The sequence below is a fragment of the Kosakonia oryzendophytica genome, from assembly GCF_900094925.1.
Lineage (GTDB): Bacteria > Pseudomonadota > Gammaproteobacteria > Enterobacterales > Enterobacteriaceae > Kosakonia > Kosakonia oryzendophytica.
The window spans coordinates 160,926-175,440 of record NZ_FMAY01000010.1; the positions used below are offsets into that span (position 1 = coordinate 160,926).

12 protein-coding genes are annotated in these 14,515 nt (G+C 53.6%); 9 read left to right on the forward strand and 3 right to left on the reverse strand.

The annotated features are described in order from the left end of the window. The first annotated feature begins 178 nt into the window (after window positions 1–178). The 5 genes from ssuE to ssuB are packed head-to-tail and all read left to right on the forward strand — an operon-like array spanning window position 179 to window position 4,431. On the forward strand, window positions 179–754 hold the full coding sequence (ssuE, locus tag GA0061071_RS17205; RefSeq protein WP_061494701.1) for an NADPH-dependent FMN reductase: 576 nt from the start codon (window positions 179–181) through the stop codon (window positions 752–754). Further along, window positions 747–1,718: a sulfonate ABC transporter substrate-binding protein gene (locus GA0061071_RS17210; protein WP_061494700.1), complete on the forward strand. Its 972-nt coding sequence runs from the start codon at window positions 747–749 to the stop codon at window positions 1,716–1,718. Before ssuE ends, GA0061071_RS17210 begins: the two co-directional genes overlap by 8 nt. After that, window positions 1,715–2,860, forward strand: coding sequence for an FMNH2-dependent alkanesulfonate monooxygenase (gene ssuD / locus GA0061071_RS17215; protein ID WP_061494699.1), 1,146 nt, complete (start codon window positions 1,715–1,717; stop codon window positions 2,858–2,860). The genes GA0061071_RS17210 and ssuD overlap by 4 nt, the downstream gene beginning before the upstream one ends. A 9-nt stretch (window positions 2,861–2,869) precedes the next feature. Further along, window positions 2,870–3,658 carry an aliphatic sulfonate ABC transporter permease SsuC gene (gene ssuC, locus GA0061071_RS17220; RefSeq protein WP_061494698.1) on the forward strand — a complete coding sequence of 263 codons (789 nt, stop codon included), beginning with the start codon at window positions 2,870–2,872 and terminating at the stop codon, window positions 3,656–3,658. Beyond that, entirely contained in the window at window positions 3,655–4,431 is a 777-nt protein-coding gene (gene ssuB / locus GA0061071_RS17225) for an aliphatic sulfonates ABC transporter ATP-binding protein (RefSeq protein ID WP_061494697.1), read from the forward strand. The genes ssuC and ssuB overlap by 4 nt, the downstream gene beginning before the upstream one ends. 78 nt (window positions 4,432–4,509) lie before the next feature. Here the strand turns inward: ssuB and pepN are convergent, their stop codons facing one another. Further along, complete coding sequence (pepN, locus tag GA0061071_RS17230) at window positions 4,510–7,125, reverse strand: aminopeptidase N (protein WP_088236580.1); 2,616 nt, start codon at window positions 7,123–7,125, stop codon at window positions 4,510–4,512. A gap of 265 nt (window positions 7,126–7,390) precedes the next feature. Between pepN and pncB the strand changes: the two genes are divergently transcribed. From pncB to GA0061071_RS17250, 4 genes are all read left to right on the forward strand, one after another. Beyond that, complete coding sequence (gene pncB / locus GA0061071_RS17235; RefSeq protein ID WP_061494695.1) at window positions 7,391–8,593, forward strand: nicotinate phosphoribosyltransferase; 1,203 nt, start codon at window positions 7,391–7,393, stop codon at window positions 8,591–8,593. 159 nt (window positions 8,594–8,752) lie between these two features. Beyond that, entirely contained in the window at window positions 8,753–10,153 is a 1,401-nt protein-coding gene (gene asnS / locus GA0061071_RS17240) for an asparagine--tRNA ligase (protein WP_061494694.1), read from the forward strand. Window positions 10,154–10,770: 617 nt separating this feature from the next. Further along, window positions 10,771–11,865 (forward strand): porin OmpF, encoded by a 1,095-nt coding sequence (gene ompF / locus GA0061071_RS17245; protein WP_088236581.1) that lies wholly within the window; start codon window positions 10,771–10,773, stop codon window positions 11,863–11,865. 187 nt (window positions 11,866–12,052) lie between these two features. Beyond that, complete coding sequence (locus GA0061071_RS17250) at window positions 12,053–13,243, forward strand: amino acid aminotransferase (RefSeq protein WP_061494692.1); 1,191 nt, start codon at window positions 12,053–12,055, stop codon at window positions 13,241–13,243. 42 nt (window positions 13,244–13,285) lie between these two features. Here GA0061071_RS17250 and GA0061071_RS17255 read toward each other — a convergent pair whose 3' ends face one another. Together GA0061071_RS17255 and mepK are read right to left on the reverse strand one after the other, a co-directional pair. Next, entirely contained in the window at window positions 13,286–13,933 is a 648-nt protein-coding gene (locus GA0061071_RS17255) for an MBL fold metallo-hydrolase (protein WP_061494691.1), read from the reverse strand. 27 nt (window positions 13,934–13,960) lie between these two features. After that, the gene (mepK, locus tag GA0061071_RS17260) at window positions 13,961–14,509 is read right to left on the reverse strand and encodes a peptidoglycan L,D-endopeptidase MepK (RefSeq protein WP_061499947.1); all 549 of its coding nucleotides are present in this window, start codon (window positions 14,507–14,509) and stop codon (window positions 13,961–13,963) included. Between the last annotated feature and the right edge of the window lie 6 nt (window positions 14,510–14,515).

Here is a 14,515-nt window from a genome sequence, read left to right on the forward strand (position 1 = left end):
ACCTGCGGCAAAAAAAGCTGATTTGGCGCAATCGTTTTCCCTTCCCCCTCCGCTTTATGCAATTTTTGGCAATTTTTCTTCAAATAAATCATTTAGTGGAATAAATCGCCTCTGTCACACTGCTTTAAATTGTTATGAATGTTACTTAAAAGCAAACAATTAGTTATAAGGAGCTACTATGCGCGTTGTCACTCTCGCCGGAAGTCCGCGCTTCCCGTCCCGCTCCAGTGCACTGCTGGAGTATGCTCGTGAGCGTCTGAGCGCCCGGGATATCGAGGTCTGCCACTGGCACTTACATAACTTCGCGCCAGAAGATCTGCTGTACGCTAACTTTGATAGCCCGGCTTTACAAACGCTTATTGAGCAGTTGAAAAGCGCGGACGGATTGATTGTCGCTACCCCCATTTATAAAGCCTCCTTTTCCGGCGCCCTGAAAACGCTGCTGGATTTGCTTCCCGAACGCGCACTGGAAGGCAAGGTGGTTTTACCGCTGGCGACCGGCGGAACCGTGGCGCATATGCTGGCGGTGGATTACGCCCTGAAGCCTGTTCTCAGCGCGCTCAAAGCGCAAGAGATCCTGCATGGCGTTTTTGCTGACGACAGTCAGGTACTGGACTACCAGCATAAACCCAGCCTGAGTCCCAATCTGCAAACCCGTCTTGATAGCGCACTGGAAACCTTCTGGCAGGCGCTGCACCGCCGCGACATTCAGGCTCCCGATTTCCATACGACACAGGGAGTCGCTCATGTTTAACGCTTTCAAACATCGCGCACAGTGGCTGGTGATCGGAGGACTGCTGACCGTGTCCGGTTGGGTACATGCCGCCGAACCTGCGCCGGATGGGTTACGCATCGGCTATCAGAAAGGCAGTGTCAGTATGGTGCTGGCGAAAAGCCATGAATTGCTGGAAAAACGTTACCCGAACACCAAAGTATCCTGGGTGGAATTCCCGGCAGGCCCGCAGATGCTGGAGGCACTCAACGTCGGCAGCATTGATATTGGCAGCACTGGCGATATTCCACCGATTTTTGCCCAAGCTGCTGGTGCGGATCTGGTTTATGTCGGCGTAGAACCCCCTAAGCCGAAAGCAGAAGTGATCCTTGTGGCGGAAAACAGTGCCATTAAAACGGTTGCCGATCTGAAAGGGCATAAAGTGGCTCTGCAGAAGGGGTCCAGCTCCCATAACTTGCTGCTGCGCGCCCTGCAAGAAGCCGGACTGAAGTTTACAGATATTCAACCTGTCTTCCTGACGCCGGCCGATGCCCGCGCAGCCTTCCAACAGGGGAATGTCGACGCCTGGGCCATCTGGGATCCGTACTATTCCGCGGCTCTGTTACAAGGCGGCGTGCGGGTATTAAAAGATGGCACCACGCTGAAACAGACCGGCTCTTTCTATTTAGCGGCACGCCCCTACGCAGAGAAGAATGGCGCCTTTATCCAGGGGGTACTGGACACCTTTAGTGAAGCGGATGCACTCACCATCAGCCACCGTGACGAAAGTGTCGCACTGCTGGCAAAAACGATGGGGTTACCACAGCCCGTTATCGCGACTTACTTTGATCATCGCCCCCCGACCAAAATCGGACCGGTAAACGATGCCATCGCCGCGCTGCAACAGCAAACGGCCGATCTGTTTTATGCCAACCACCTGCTACCGAAGAAAGTGGATATCCGTACCCGCATCTGGCAGCCAACCCAAGAAGGAGCCAAGTTATGAGCCTGAATCTGTTCTGGTTTTTGCCTACCCACGGTGACGGTCACTACCTGGGGACCGATTACGGCTCCCGGGCAGTGGATCATGCCTATTTACAACAGATTGCCCAAGCGGCGGACCGTCTGGGATTTAGCGGTGTACTGATCCCAACCGGACGCTCCTGCGAAGATGCCTGGCTGGTGGCCGCCTCCCTGATCCCGGTCACGCAACGTCTGAAATTCCTCGTCGCCCTGCGCCCAAGCGTCACCTCCGTCACCGTCGCCGCCCGCCAGGCCGCCACACTGGATCGCCTGTCTAACGGCCGGGCATTGTTTAACCTCGTGACTGGCAGCGATCCGCAGGAACTGGCAGGGGACGGTGTATTTCTTGATCATACCGAGCGTTACGCAGCATCATCGGAATTCACCCATGTCTGGCGACGCCTGCTGGAAGGCGAGACGGTCGATTTCCAGGGCAAACATGTTCATGTGCGCGGCGCGAAGTTATTTTTCCCCCCCGTTCAGCAACCGCGCCCGCCGCTCTATTTCGGGGGGTCATCAGATGTGGCGCAAGATCTGGCCGCGGAACAAGTCGATCTCTATCTGACCTGGGGCGAGCCCCCTGAACAGGTAAAAGAGAAAATTGCCCAGGTGCGCGCCAAAGCAGCCGCTCACGGGCGCCGCGTTCGCTTCGGCATTCGCCTGCATGTGATCGTGCGTGAAACCACTGCGGAAGCCTGGCAAGCAGCAAACAACCTCATCTCGCATCTGGATGACGACACCATTGCCAAAGCGCAGGCGGCATTTGCACGCCAGGACTCCGTCGGCCAGCAACGTATGGCGGCACTGCATAACGGTCAACGCGATAACCTGGAAATCAGCCCCAATTTGTGGGCTGGCCCAGGCCTGGTGCGCGGCGGCGCAGGAACGGCGCTGGTGGGCGACGGCCCAACAGTAGCGGCGCGCATTAACGAGTATGCGGCACTGGGAATAGACAGTTTTATTCTTTCTGGTTATCCGCATCTGGAAGAGGCGTATCGGGTGGGCGAACTGTTGTTCCCACACCTCGATGTCGCTATCCCGCAGATCCCGCAACCGCAATCGTTGCCGCTTCAGGGCGAGACGGTGGCGAATGAGTTTATCCCCCGAAAAGTGGCGCAAAGCTGAGGAGTCATCATGGCTGCACAGAACAGAGGGTTGCTGCGTATCGCACCGTGGTTACTGCCCACCGGGATCGTGATCGTCTGGCAAATCGCTTCATCGACTGGTTGGCTCTCCACCCGCATTCTTCCGTCACCGGAAGGCGTGCTGGAGGCCTTCTGGACGCTGAGCGCAAGCGGAGAACTGTGGCAGCATCTGGCCATCAGTTCCTGGCGTGCGGCGATTGGCTTCTCTATTGGCGGCAGCATCGGTTTGACGTTGGGGTTGATAAGCGGTCTGTCGCCTTGGGGAGAGCGGCTGCTGGACACCTCTATCCAGATGTTGCGTAACATCCCGCATCTGGCATTGATCCCCTTGGTCATCCTGTGGTTTGGCATCGACGAGAGCGCGAAAATATTCCTCGTCGCTTTGGGTACGCTGTTTCCGGTGTATATCAATACCTGGCATGGGATCCGCAATATCGATCGTGGACTGGTGGAAATGGCGCGTAGCTATGGTTTAACCGGTTTTGCGCTCTTTATCCACGTGATCCTGCCGGGTGCCCTACCCTCAATTATGGTCGGTGTGCGCTTTGCCCTTGGTCTGATGTGGCTGACCTTAATTGTGGCCGAGACGATTTCAGCGAATGCAGGCATCGGTTACCTGGCCATGAACGCACGGGAGTTCTTGCAAACCGATGTGGTAGTGGTGGCGATTATCCTCTACGCCCTGCTCGGCAAACTGGCTGATGTGAGTGCACAACTGCTGGAGCGCCTGTGGTTGCGTTGGCATCCGGCTTATCATGAGAAGGAGGCAAATGCATGACGACCGCCCGACTCACTCAAGGAATCCCCTTGTTATTAAATGGCGTAAGCAAGCACTACGGTGATAACGCCGTATTGAAGGGGCTGGATTTGCACATTGCTGCCGGTCAGTTTATTGCCGTGGTGGGGCGTAGCGGCGGCGGCAAGAGTACCTTACTGCGTCTGCTGGCTGGCCTCGAATCCCCAAACAGCGGTGAACTGCTGGCGGGAAACACGCCACTGGCGCAGATCCAGAATGACACGCGAATGATGTTTCAGGATGCACGCCTGCTGCCATGGAAATCGGTTATCGATAATGTCGGTCTGGGTCTGAAGGGCTCCTGGCGCGAGGCCGCACAAGAAGCGCTCCGGTCAGTAGGGCTGGCGCAGCGCGCAACGGAGTGGCCTGCCGCGCTCTCTGGTGGGCAAAAACAGCGCGTCGCACTGGCGCGTGCGCTGGTACATCAACCCGGACTGCTACTACTCGATGAACCCCTTGGCGCACTGGATGCACTAACACGTCTTGAGATGCAGGCGCTGATCACGGAACTGTGGCAATTACACGGGTTTACGGTAGTGCTGGTCACGCACGATGTCAGCGAAGCCGTGGCCATGGCCGATCGCGTCCTGCTGATTGAAGAAGGGAAAATTGGTCTGGATTTGGCCATCGATATTCCCCGCCCGCGCCGGACGGGTTCGGCCAGACTGGCGGAGTTAGAAGAAACAGTACTGAACCGGGTCATGCAGCGTGGCGAATCAGAAAGCACAGTTGTGCCACAAACCCGCCATGCCTGAGAATTTGTCGCTTTCGCCGGTTACAAAGCACTATTTACAGGCCCGGAAAGCGTCGCGCTACCGGGCCTGATTGCCGGACTATGCCAGCGCTTTGCTGACTTTCTCGTACAGGTCGCCAGACAGGTTCGGCAACGCTTTTAACTGCTCCAGCGCTGCGCGCATCAACGCCTGACGTTTGGCGTCATAACGTTTCAGGCGGATCAGCGGCTCAATCAGACGCGACGCTACCTGCGGGTTGCGGCTATTAAGCTCAGTCAGCATTTCGACCAGGAACTGATAACCACTGCCATCCTGCGCATGGAATGCCGCCGGGTTGCTGCCGGCAAAAGCACCGATGAGCGAACGAATGCGGTTCGGGTTGCTCAGGCTGAACGAACGGTGTTTCAGCAAACCACGCACCGTTTCCAGCACATTGCTCGCCGGGCTGGTGGCCTGCAGGATAAACCACTTATCCATCACCAGACCGTCATGATGCCATTTGTCATCATATTCCTGCATCAGCGCATCGCGGCACGGTAACTGTGCGGCCACAGCGGCTGAAAGCGCAGCCAGCGCATCGGTCATGTTGTCGGCATCGTGATACTGCTGACTCACCAGTTTGTCACCCAATTGCGCGTCGCCAAAGGCCAGGAAGCGCAGGCAGGTGTTACGTAAAGCGCGCTTGCCGATATCTGCATGCTCCACCTGGTAATGGCTTAATTTGTTGGCGTTATACACAGCAAGGAACTCATCTGCCAGCTCAGTGGCAAGCGTACGCGTCAGGGCTTCACGCACCGCGGTGATCGCGATGGGATCGATAACGTCAAACAGTTCGGCAATCTCATTCGCTGATGGCAGCGTCAGAATCTCGGCAGCCAGCGCCGGATCGATGGCCTCGTCCAGCAGGATAGCCCGGAAGGCATCTGCCACATGCAACGGCAACGACAACGCCTGACCCTGCTGATGACGTGCAACGTTCAGCTTGATATGCGTGGCCAGCAGACTTTGCGCCGCATCCCAGCGGGAGAAATCGTTGCTGGCATGACGCATTAAAAACGTGAGCTGCTGGTCGCTCCATTTGTATTCCAGTTTCACCGGCGCAGAGAACTCACGCAGCAGTGAGGGCACTGGCTGGAAATAGACATTATCAAACACAAATGTCTGCTCGGTCTGTGTCACGTTCAGTACGTGGTGTACCGGGTGACCGCCTTTTTGCAGCGGGATCACCTTCCCTTCGTTATCGTACAGTTCAATATCAAACGGGATGTGCAGCGGCTGCTTGTCTTGCTGCTCCGCGGTTGGCGGTGTGCGCTGGCTGATGGTCAGCGTATACTGCTCGGTATTCGGGTTGTAGTCGTCCTGCACCGTCACAATCGGCGTGCCCGCCTGACTGTACCAACGACGGAAATGCGAGAGGTCGATATTAGAAGCATCCTCCATCGCCTGCACGAAATCGTCACAGGTCGCTGCGCTGCCATCGTGACGCTCAAAATAGAGCTGCATCCCTTTCTGGAAGTTCTCTTCGCCCAGCAGCGTGTGCATCATGCGGATCACTTCAGCACCCTTTTCGTAAACCGTCAGGGTATAGAAGTTGTTCATTTCAATGACTTTGTCCGGACGGATGGGGTGCGCCATCGGGCTGGCGTCTTCCGCAAACTGCATGCCGCGCATGGTGCGTACATTATTGATGCGGTTAACTGCACGGGAACCGAGATCGGAACTGAACTCCTGGTCGCGGAACACTGTGAGTCCCTCTTTCAGGCTGAGCTGGAACCAGTCGCGGCAGGTGACACGGTTACCTGTCCAGTTATGGAAATATTCATGCCCTATAACACGTTCAATATCGAGGTAATCTTTATCGGTTGCAGTATCTGTCCGGGCAAGAACATATTTCGAGTTGAAGATGTTCAGCCCTTTGTTTTCCATCGCCCCCATATTAAAGAAGTCGACGGCAACGATCATATAGATGTCGAGATCGTACTCCAGGCCGAAGCGCTCTTCGTCCCACTTCATGGAATTCTTCAGCGACGTCATCGCCCACGGCGCGCGATCAAGATTGCCGCGGTCGACATACAGCTCCAGCGCCACCTCGCGCCCGGAGCGGGTCGTAAACGTGTCGCGCAGTACGTCAAAATCGCCTGCGACAAGGGCAAATAAATAGCAGGGTTTCGGGAAGGGATCCTGCCACTGAACCCAGTGACGGCCATCGCCCAGTTCCCCCTGGTCAATACGGTTACCGTTCGACAGCAGGAACGGATAACGGGTTTTATCAGCGATCAATTTGGTGGTAAACCGCGCCAGTACATCCGGGCGATCAAGATACCAGGTAATGTGACGGAACCCCTCCGCCTCACATTGAGTACACAGCGCTTCGCCAGACTGGTACAACCCTTCCAGCGCAGTATTCGCCGCCGGGCTGATTTCATTCACGATACGCAGGGTAAAACGATCCGGCAGGCCATCAATGACCAGTTGGTTGCCTTCTTCTATTTTATAGTTCGACCATGGAGCATCGTTGACATGGAGAGAGAGCAGTGTCAGCTCGCCGCCATCGAGGCGAAGCGGTACGACAGAGGCGCTATGGCGCGACACGTTACTCAGCGCGGTAACGACCGTTTTGGTGGCGTCGAGCTCAAAGGTCAAGTCAATATCGCTAATCAGGTAATCCGGCGCACGGTAATCGTGGCGGTATTTGGCTTGTGGCTGTTGTGTCATAAAAAACCTTTAGCATCTTCTGTTTGGTTACGACTCCAGTCTATTCCGGTTGCGGAGAACGCGCCACGCAGAATGTTCATCTTTTAAGAGGGAAAAGCTCTGGTTTGCTACATTTTGGCAACAGGAGGCACGAAATGCCATCGACCCATTCCGTGCGATATGGTGTGATCGGGGTTCAATAACCTGGTAAACAAGGTATACTCCAGCGACGACCTGCTTTGTTTATTGTACTAAACGCTCCTGTAAGAGGATGCTTCTGCGCACCATGACTCAACTCGCTTTCCCTGGTCTGCAAACGCTGCTGGATACCGACGCTTACAAGCTGCACATGCAGCAAGCGGTGTTCCATCATTATTACGATGTGCACGTTTCAGCAGAGTTCCGCTGCCGTGGCGACGATCTGCTCGGCATCTACGCCGACGCGATCCGTGAACATGTGGATGCCATGCAACACCTGCGTTTGCAGGATGACGAGTACCACTGGCTGTCCGGTCTGCCTTTCTTTAAATCCGACTATCTCACCTGGTTGCGCGATTTTCGTTACGATCCGCAGCAAGTGGCTATTAGCAACGACAACGGCAAACTCAACATTCGTCTCTCCGGCCCGTGGCGCGAAGTGATCATGTGGGAAGTACCGCTGCTGGCGGTCATCAGTGAAGTGGTGCATCGCTGCCGTTCGCCTCAAGCGGGCGTAGAGCAGGCTCTGCTGCATCTGGAAGAAAAACTGGCGGATTTTGCTGCGCGCACGGCCGGGAAGGACATGTCCCGTTTTCGTCTGATGGATTTCGGCACCCGTCGCCGTTTCTCCCGCGATGTTCAGCAGGCAATTGTAAAACGCCTGCAGCAGGAACCGTGGTTTGTTGGCACCAGTAATTACGATCTGGCGCGCCGGTTGTCATTGACGCCAATGGGAACCCAGGCACATGAGTGGTTCCAGGCGCATCAGCAAATCAGCCCAAATCTCGCCACCAGTCAACGCGCGGCGCTGGCGGCCTGGCTGGAAGAGTACCCATCGCAATTAGGCATTGCGCTGACGGATTGCATCACCATGGATGCGTTTTTACGCGACTTTGGCCCGGAATTCGCGACCCGTTATCAAGGATTGCGTCATGACTCCGGGGATCCGGTGGAATGGGGGGAGAAAGCCATCGCCCATTACGAAAAACTCGGGATTAACCCCCTTACAAAAACGCTGGTATTCTCCGATAACCTCGATCTGAACAAAGCGCTCGAACTTTATAGCCACTTTACCTCACGCGTTAATCTTAGTTTTGGTATTGGCACCCGTTTAACCTGCGATATTCCTCAGGTAAAGCCGCTCAATATTGTCATTAAGCTGGTGGAGTGCAACGGTAAACCGGTGGCGAAATTGTCAGACAGTCCGGGGAAAACCATCTGCCATGATAAGGCGTTTGTCCGCGCACTGCGTAAAGCATTTGACCTGCCTCAGGTCAAAAAAGCCAGCTAATCGCCAGGGAGCCAGACGGCTCCCTTCTTTTTGTCGACAATTTATTAATTGTTCTTGCGAATTCTGCTTGTCTGATGGCGTATGCCAGGTAACATAGATATCCCCCCTTATCGGGCGGACAAGTGTTTATTTTTTCCGACTATTAACAGAGAGAATATTATGAGCGTTGTGCCTGTAGCCGACGTATTCCATAGCCGCGTTGCCGTTGACAGCGAAGTCACCGTACGCGGATGGGTGCGCACCCGCCGAGATTCTAAAGCTGGTATCTCCTTCCTCGCCGTTTATGACGGCTCCTGCTTTAATCCTGTACAGGCCGTTATTAATAATTCTCTGCCCAATTACAATGACGAAGTGCTGCGTCTGACCACCGGTTGCTCCGTTATCGTCACCGGTAAAGTTGTGGCTTCGCCGGGCGAAGGCCAGAGTCTGGAAATTCAGGCAACCCGTGTTGAGGTGACAGGCTGGGTTGAAGATCCGGATACCTATCCGATGGCAGCAAAACGCCACAGTATCGAGTATCTGCGTGAAGTCGCACATCTTCGCCCACGCACGAACCTGATCGGTGCCGTTGCTCGCGTTCGCCATACGCTGGCGCAGGCGCTGCATCGCTTCTTTAATGAGCAAGGATTCTTCTGGGTTTCCACGCCGCTGATCACCGCGTCTGATACCGAAGGTGCAGGTGAGATGTTCCGCGTTTCGACGCTGGATATGGAAAACCTGCCGCGTACGCCGGAAGGCAAAGTAGATTATGACAAAGATTTCTTCGGCAAAGAGTCTTTCCTGACCGTATCGGGGCAGCTCAACGGTGAAACTTACGCCTGCGCGCTGTCGAAAATCTACACCTTTGGCCCGACCTTCCGTGCGGAAAACTCCAACACCAGCCGCCATCTGGCGGAGTTCTGGATGCTGGAACCAGAAGTGGCTTTTGCCGACCTGGATGATAACGCCCGTCTGGCCGAAGCGATGCTGAAATATGCTTTCAAAGCCGTCCTGGATGAACGTATGGATGACCTGAAGTTCTTCGAAGAACGGGTCGACAAAGATGCCATTGGCCGTCTGCAGCGCTTTATTGCGGCAGATTTCGCGCAGGTGGATTACACCGATGCGGTAGCCATTCTGGAGAAATGTGGCGAGACGTTTGAAAACCCGGTGTACTGGGGCGTCGATCTGGCTTCTGAACACGAACGTTACCTGGCGGAGAAGCACTTTAAAGCGCCGGTCGTGGTGAAAAACTACCCGAAAGATATCAAAGCGTTCTATATGCGCCTTAACGATGACGGTAAAACCGTGGCGGCGATGGACGTGCTGGCGCCGGGCATTGGTGAAATCATCGGTGGTTCTCAGCGTGAAGAGCGTCTGGATGTTCTGGATGCCCGCATGGCCGAAATGGGGCTGAATAAAGAAGACTACTGGTGGTATCGCGACCTGCGCCGTTATGGCACTGTGCCGCATGCCGGTTTTGGTCTCGGTTTTGAGCGCCTGATCGCTTACGTAACAGGCGTACAGAACGTGCGTGACGTTATCCCGTTCCCACGCACCCCGCGCAACGCGACATTCTGATCGACCCAATAAAAATATGAAGGCCAGCCCGAGCGCTGGCCTTTTTTTTATCTCTTTTTTTACCCTGTTAATCTGCATTCAGAACGCAGACACATTTTTACTCACTTTCTTACCTGCCCGGTTATTTTCTGCACCATATTGGGTTAGAACCACTCTGTACAAAAAATCAACACCGATGTTGTTGCCCATTTTTACCTCCACGTGATTTCGCACGTTTGGTTAAAAACAGAGCAGCTATCCGGATGGCTAAATGAAGTTATAAGAAAATACAGGATGAGAGGGATTCCGGGATAAGAAAAGCCGTTATCTCAATTAAACATAAGTAATTCATATAAATAGGAATGAAGATGCTGTTTTTAGCAGCAGTCAGTTCGGAATTATGAAGTGGTTCACAAAGTTCCCTAAAATTAATAAATTCTTACACAATATTTCTTTTCGTTACCGCTTTAAGACATTTGTAGCACTTTCAGGGTAGCGAAACGCTGACATGTTTGGAAAGATGCCTTTCAGACACAGAAAGACACCAAACTCTCATCAATAGTTCCGTAAATGTTTATTGACGGAATTTATTGGCGGCAGTGGCAGGTGTTAAAAAAAACCAATGAGGGTAATAAATAATGATGAAGCGCAATATCCTGGCAGTGGTTATCCCTGCCCTGCTGGTAGCGGGCGCAGCTAACGCTGCAGAAATCTATAACAAAGATGGCAACAAAGTTGATATCTACGGTAAAGCTGTAGGTCTGCATTACTTCTCTGATAACGATGGCAACGACGGCGACAAAACTTATGCTCGTCTTGGCTTCAAAGGCGAAACCAAAATCAACGATCAGCTGACTGGTTATGGCCGTTGGGAATACAACTTCCAGGGCAACAACTCTGAAGGCTCTGATGCTCAGACTGACAACAAAACCCGTCTGGCATTTGCTGGTCTGAAATTTGGCGACGCAGGTTCTTTCGACTACGGTCGTAACCTCGGTCTGGTATACGATGCTATCAGCGTGACCGATATGCTGCCGGAATTCGGTGGTGATACCAGCAACAGCGATAACTTCTTCTCTGGCCGTAACGGTGGTCTGGCGACTTACCGTAACACCAACTTCTTCGGACTGGTTGATGGTCTGAACTTTGGTGTTCAGTATCTGGGCAAAAACGATCGCGCTGGTAACGTAACTCGTTCCAACGGCGACGGCTGGGCGACTTCTGTAAGTTATGACTTCCAGGGCTTCGGCATCGTTGGTGCTTACGGCGCAGCTGACCGTACCAATGATCAGCAGGCTAACACCAATTACGGCACTTCTGGCGAAAAAGCTGAGCAGTGGGCAACTGGTCTGAAATATGATGCGAACAACATCTACCTGGCAGCACTGTACGGTGAAACCCGTAATGCTACCCGCATGAGCACCACACTTCCGGGTGCCAGCGCTCCTACTAGCGGTTACCTGAACAAAACTCAGGACTTCTCTGTTGTAGCACAGTACCAGTTCGACTTCGGTCTGCGTCCGTCCATCGCTTACTACAAATCTAAAGCGAAAGATGTTGCAGGTGTTGGTAGCGAAGACTTCATCAACTACATCGAAGTGGGCGCAACTTACTACTTCAACAAAAACATGTCTACCTATGTTGATTACCAGATCAACCAGATCGACAAAGACAACAAACTGGGCATCAACTCTGACGACACCGTTGCCGTTGGTATCGTTTACCAGTTCTAATCAGTCACCCCTCGACTGTTATATGCGTATCAAACAGGGCTCCGGCCCTGTTTTTTTATGTCTGCGATATAAAGACCGATGACTTTTGAAAAGTATCGCGCTTTTTATCGCAAACGGTTGGCAATTCACGTATCTCCCGTTAACCTGATAGCGGATCTCCCTTCTGTCATCAAAATGGAACCTCGTCATGTTTGAGAATATAACCGCCGCTCCTGCCGATCCTATTCTGGGTCTGGCCGATCTGTTTCGCGCCGATGAACGCCCCAATAAAATCAACTTAGGGATCGGTGTCTATAAAGATGAAACCGGCAAGACCCCGGTGCTGACCAGCGTAAAAAAAGCGGAACTTTATCTGCTGGAAAATGAGACCACCAAAAATTACCTCGGCATCGACGGTATTCCTGAATTTGGCCGTTGCACCCAGGAACTGCTGTTCGGCAAAGGCAGCGCGATTATCAACGACAAACGTGCACGCACAGCGCAAACCCCTGGTGGTACCGGCGGTCTGCGCGTAGCGGCGGATTTCCTTGCCAAAAACACCTCTGCAAAACGCGTATGGGTAAGCAACCCAAGCTGGCCGAACCATAAAGGCGTCTTCAACTCTGCCGGTCTGGAAGTGTGTGAATACGCTTACTACGACGCGCAGAATCACGCACTGGACTTCGACGGTATGCTGGCCAGCCTGAATAACGCACAAGCGGGCGACGTGGTGCTGTTCCACGGCTGCTGCCATAACCCGACCGGTATCGATCCCACGCTTGAACAGTGGGAGACGCTGGCGAAGCTGTCCGTTGAAAAAGGCTGGCTGCCGCTGTTTGACTTTGCTTACCAGGGCTTTGCCCGCGGTCTGGAAGAAGACGCTGAAGGGTTGCGCGCGTTTGCTGCGCTGCATAAAGAGTTGCTGGTTGCCAGTTCCTTCTCGAAAAACTTTGGTCTGTACAATGAGCGTGTTGGTGCCTGCACGCTGGTTTGTGCTGATGCAGAAAGCGCCGATCGCGCCTTCAGCCAGATGAAATCGGTCATTCGTGCGAACTACTCTAACCCACCAGCGCATGGCGCTTCCGTGGTGGCGACGATCCTCAGCAATGAAGCTTTGCGCGCAATCTGGGAACAGGAACTGACCGATATGCGCCAGCGTATCCAGCGCATGCGTCTGCTGTTTGTGAATACGCTGCAGGAGAAAGGCGCGGATCGTGATTTCAGCTTTATCACGAAACAGAATGGCATGTTCTCATTCAGCGGCCTGACCAAAGATCAGGTGCTGCGTCTGCGCGAAGAATTTGGGATTTACGCCGTGGCATCCGGGCGTATTAACGTAGCGGGCATGACGCCGGACAATATGGCACCGCTGTGTGAAGCCATCGTTGCTGTGCTGTAACCCGTGGTGAAAAAAAGGGTCGCCACGGCGACCCTTTTTTATTTACCAGACTGGCTGCTCATCCTGCAAAAACGGGTTATGCAGCCGTTCATCACCCAGCGTCGACAGAGGACCGTGGCCGGGAATAAACGTCACATCATCGCCAAGCGGCAATAACTTGCGTTTGATGGAGTCAATCAGTTGCGCATGGTTGCCCTGCGGGAAATCGCTGCGCCCTACGCCGCCTTTAAACACCACATCGCCGGAAATCAGCAAACGCGATTGCGCGTCGAAGAACACCACGTGACCCGGCGTATGCCCCGGGCAGTGCAACACCTGTAAACTCACTTTGCCCACGCTGACCGTATCGCCTTCATCCAGCCAGCGATCCGGCGTCAGCGGCTGACAATCATCAAGACCAAACATCCGGCTTTGCGCCGGTAAGCCTTGCAGCCAGAACTCATCTTGCTTTTCCGGGCCGATAATAGGCACACCATAATGCTGTGCTACTTCAGCCGCCGCGCCAACGTGATCGAGATGACCATGCGTCAGCAGAATCTGCGTGAGCGTCAGGCCGGAAGCATCCACTTCCTGAATAATACGCTCAGCATCACCGCCAGGATCGACCACGGCGGCAAGTTGGGTTTGTTCACACCAGACAAGCGAACAGTTCTGGGAGAATGCGGTAACCGGAATAATACGATAGTTCATGCTGCTCCTGTAGCTCAGGCCTGAGGTTTACCAGTGCCGAAGCGGCCCGGTATCAATATGCACAAAGTTGCTGCTGGGGTAATATCCTACACCACCCGCGCGCAGAGATAACGCAGCTTTGCGAATATTGCTCAGAGAAATCCCTTCGATATGAAAATCCATGGCCTGCCCTTTGGTGTGATAACTCTTTTTCGCCACTCCACGGCTATGCTCACGAAGTTCATTATTGGTATCAACAGAACGATAACCAGAAACGAGTTGCACAGGTTTGCGTGTTCCTAACAGCCCCTGCAGACGATAAAGCTGATCAAACAGACGAGGATCGATGCTTTTGATCTTATTCGCGCGATAATCACGGAAAAAGTGGTTAAGTTTTGCTAATTCATCCTGAATATAGCCCCTGCCGTCGAAAAACTCGGCTTTAATAGATTCTCCGGTATGAAGATTATTAAGCGTCAGAATACGCGGGCGTGGAGTAGAAAGGGTGGCAAATGCCTGCGTCGGCAAGAAGGATGCGCCGAGAGCGACCCCACCTAAAGCAAGCAGTTTGCGACGATTAGCGTCAAATTTATCCATGATAAT

Excerpts from the sequence above, each read along its gene's own strand:
- ssuE (WP_061494701.1), top strand. The coding sequence starts at position 179 with ATGCGCGTTGTCACTCTCGCCGGAAGTCCGCGCTTCCCGTCCCGCTCC.
- GA0061071_RS17210 (WP_061494700.1), top strand. The coding sequence starts at position 747 with ATGTTTAACGCTTTCAAACATCGCGCACAGTGGCTGGTGATCGGAGGA.
- ssuD (WP_061494699.1), top strand. The coding sequence starts at position 1,715 with ATGAGCCTGAATCTGTTCTGGTTTTTGCCTACCCACGGTGACGGTCAC.
- ssuC (WP_061494698.1), top strand. The coding sequence starts at position 2,870 with ATGGCTGCACAGAACAGAGGGTTGCTGCGTATCGCACCGTGGTTACTG.
- ssuB (WP_061494697.1), top strand. The coding sequence starts at position 3,655 with ATGACGACCGCCCGACTCACTCAAGGAATCCCCTTGTTATTAAATGGC.
- pepN (WP_088236580.1), bottom strand. The coding sequence starts at position 7,125 with ATGACACAACAGCCACAAGCCAAATACCGCCACGATTACCGTGCGCCG.
- pncB (WP_061494695.1), top strand. The coding sequence starts at position 7,391 with ATGACTCAACTCGCTTTCCCTGGTCTGCAAACGCTGCTGGATACCGAC.
- asnS (WP_061494694.1), top strand. The coding sequence starts at position 8,753 with ATGAGCGTTGTGCCTGTAGCCGACGTATTCCATAGCCGCGTTGCCGTT.
- ompF (WP_088236581.1), top strand. The coding sequence starts at position 10,771 with ATGATGAAGCGCAATATCCTGGCAGTGGTTATCCCTGCCCTGCTGGTA.
- GA0061071_RS17250 (WP_061494692.1), top strand. The coding sequence starts at position 12,053 with ATGTTTGAGAATATAACCGCCGCTCCTGCCGATCCTATTCTGGGTCTG.
- GA0061071_RS17255 (WP_061494691.1), bottom strand. The coding sequence starts at position 13,933 with ATGAACTATCGTATTATTCCGGTTACCGCATTCTCCCAGAACTGTTCG.
- mepK (WP_061499947.1), bottom strand. The coding sequence starts at position 14,509 with ATGGATAAATTTGACGCTAATCGTCGCAAACTGCTTGCTTTAGGTGGG.